General features: G+C 57.5%; 3 protein-coding genes. All 3 read right to left on the reverse strand.

All coding sequences use genetic code 11. From position 1 onward, the window contains the following. Positions 1-1,148 (reverse strand): IS3 family transposase gene (locus tag ACMWKA_RS25560; protein ID WP_370737431.1). Its coding sequence is split into 2 segments (ribosomal slippage), with 1,149 coding nucleotides annotated over them: positions 1-881 and positions 881-1,148; the frame shifts between segments, so codons are not numbered across the junction. This gene is flagged as partial in the annotation. A gap of 91 nt (positions 1,149-1,239) precedes the next feature. After that, a complete protein-coding gene (locus ACMWKA_RS25565; protein ID WP_002063889.1) occupies positions 1,240-1,782 on the reverse strand; it encodes an AAA family ATPase in 543 nt (180 codons plus the stop codon). 12 nt (positions 1,783-1,794) lie between these two features. Continuing rightward, positions 1,795-2,655: an aminoglycoside N-acetyltransferase AAC(3)-IIe gene (gene aac(3)-IIe, locus ACMWKA_RS25570; protein WP_000557452.1), complete on the reverse strand. Its 861-nt coding sequence runs from the start codon at positions 2,653-2,655 to the stop codon at positions 1,795-1,797. Positions 2,656-2,797 lie beyond the last annotated feature (142 nt).

Raw genomic sequence — 2,797 nt, forward strand, 5'->3', positions numbered from 1 at the left:
TCCCCTGGGCGAAATGCGCCTGGTAAGCAGAGTTTTTGAAATGTAAGGCCTTTGAATAAGACAAAAGGCTGCCTCATCGCTAACTTTGCAACAGTGCCAATGTGGGCGTCTGGTGTTGTAGAAGTTCAGATATCGGGCGATGCCAGCGCGTGCCTCGGACACAGTCTTGTAGGCATGGAGGTAGACTTCCTCGTATTTGATCGAACGCCAGAGCCGCTCGACGAAGACATTGTCTCGCCACGCACCCTTGCCATCCATCGAGATGGCAATCTGTGACCTCTTCAGCACGGCGGTGAAGTCGATGGAGGTGAACTGCGATCCCTGGTCGGTATTGAAGATTTCCGGCCTGCCATGACGGGCAAGTGCCTCCTCCACCGCCTCGATGCAGAAGGCTGCTTCCATCGTGATCGACAACCGCCATGACAAGACCTTCCGGCTGAACCAGTCCACGACGGCGCACAGATAGACAAATCCCCGCGCCATGGGGATGTAGGTCAGGTCCATTGCCCACACCTGATTGGGCCGGGTGACTGCCAGCTTTCGTATGTGCCCTGGCGCTGGTTTCGAGGTGTTCGGGCGGCGGTAGATCGCCTTGATGCCCATCTTCTTCATCAGCGTGGCGACGTGTCGCCGCCCGGTCTCCAGACCTTCTCCTCTCAAGAGCCCTTGCAACATCCGACTTCCGGCAAAGGGGTAGTCGAGATGCAATTCGTCAATCCGGCGCATAAGGGCCAGATCGCCGTCAGACACCGGACGAGGCAGATAGTAGACGCTGCCACGGCTGAAGCCGAGAAGCTTCGCCTGGCGCACGACGGATAGCTTGTGCTCGCGGTCGATCATTTCTTTCCGCCCAGCAATCCCGCCTTGCCGAGCGCACCGGATAAAAAATCGTTCTCCAGTGTCAGTTCGCCGATTTTCGCGTGCAGCGTTTTGACATCGATGGTCGGACCCGACGGCTCCGCTTTCGTTTCATCGCCGAACACACCTGTCGCCCCCTCAAGGAGCTGGTCTTTCCATTGCTTGATCTGGTTGGCGTGCACATCGAACTGCTGGGACAACTCCACCAGCGTCTGCTCACCTCGGATGGCGGCAAGTGCCACCTTCGCCTTGAAAGCCGGGCTATGGTTCCGGCGCGGTCGTCTCGTCATGGTCTCTCCTGTTCCCGGCATCTAAGCCGAAGTCAGGCAGAAACTCCACTTATCCCCGCTGTGCAGATTTCCCGAGCCAGCTCTAAGGCGATCAGGTGCGCTGATCGAGTCTGTCGAGCACCATCGCTGCAAGTTCATCGCTGGTGTGTGCACCACTATCGAGAACACGGGTTGTGGACGGAAGCCGTTCCCTTGCGGCCAAGCATCGGGCGACATTCGCTAATCGCCACTCTCGAATCTCCGCATTCCGATTCGGGTCAGGATGCATGGTCTGGTTCGAGATCCGGTGACGCAATAGGTCCTCGTTAAGCATCAGAAAGATGTGCAGCAGCTGATCGTCGATCTGCCTTAACCCGTCGAGTATCTCAGTCAGATAGTCCGGGTGCACGAGCGTCATTGGGATGATGATGTCCTGCGAGTAATTCCTGCGAATCTCGCTGACCGCAGCGATCGTAAGTCCCCTCCACAAGGGGAGATCCTGATAGTCTCCGCTCGCTGGTATGGGGACCGTTTCTTTCACCACGAACCCGATTTCCTCAGGGTCAAAGATCAGCGATTTCGGACGCCGATCGCGCAGCCGCTCAGCGAGAGTCGTCTTTCCGGCGCCGAAAGGTCCGTTGATCCAGATTATCATTGTCGACGGCCTCTAACCGGAAGGCTCGCAAGAGCGCTGGGCGGCTTCGTGTGCTGGCACGATCGGAGTGGCTCCGAAGTGCTTCTCAAGATAGGTGACGCCGAACGTCACGATGTCCTGCGCGTCGAACAGGTAGCACTGAGCAAAGCCCACGACACCTTCTCGATGGCGACCGAGCTTCACGTAAGCATTTGCTATAGTTTCGACCGCATCCGGCTTTCCTTCGATAGCAAAGCAATCGAGAATGCCGTTTGAATCGTATTCTGATGCCGTTTTCCAGGCGACTTCACCGTTTCTTCCAAGCATCGGCATCTCATACGTCACCCATCGTTTGTTGGGGATATCCGCAACCGCCTCGGCGTAGTGCAATGCGGTAACGGAGTTTAGCGGCGCACCCAACAGCAGGGCCTTCCCGCCAAGGCGGACGAACCGCTCGACGGGCGACCCTTCCCCCAAGGCGTGACCGAGTTCGTGAGGCTCCGTCAGCGTTTCAGCTAGCGGACCAACCGCGACCATCGATGCATCGGGGTGCGCGCTGCGCCGCGCGCCGGGGGCTTGAACCAGAAATTGATTCAGCAGGCCGAACCCACGGTAAGTCCCGGCCGTTGCGGGATCGAACGGCGGCCAGGTACGGCGGGCTTTGTCATCCAACCGAGCGCCATTCAGAGTCTCCTCGTAGGGTGATCGGTCCCACGACGCGTATCCCATCACAGTGCCAGTCGGCCCAACCGCGGAGCGTAACGCGGCAACGACCGTCTCCGCTCCTCCTTCGACCGGACCAATCGCTTTAAGTGAGGCATGCACCATCAACAGGTCACCGGTTTGGACTCCTAATTTTCGAATTGCCTCCGTTATTGCCTTCCGCGTATGCATCGCGATATCTCCTCTAAACTGCAAAACACTATACCTATCGAGAGGCACTGTTGCAAATAGTCGGTGGTGATAAACTTATCATCCCCTTTTGCTGATGGAGCTGCACATGAACCCATTCAAAGGCCGGCATTTTCAGCGTGAC

The organism is Enterobacter sp. 03-F-07-AD-ECC (assembly GCF_047530935.1).
Lineage (GTDB): Bacteria > Pseudomonadota > Gammaproteobacteria > Enterobacterales > Enterobacteriaceae > Enterobacter > Enterobacter cloacae.

What these genes read in the sequence shown, in the direction of transcription:
- ACMWKA_RS25565 (WP_002063889.1), bottom strand. Translation starts at nt 1,782, where the DNA reads ATGATAATCTGGATCAACGGACCTTTCGGCGCCGGAAAGACGACTCTC.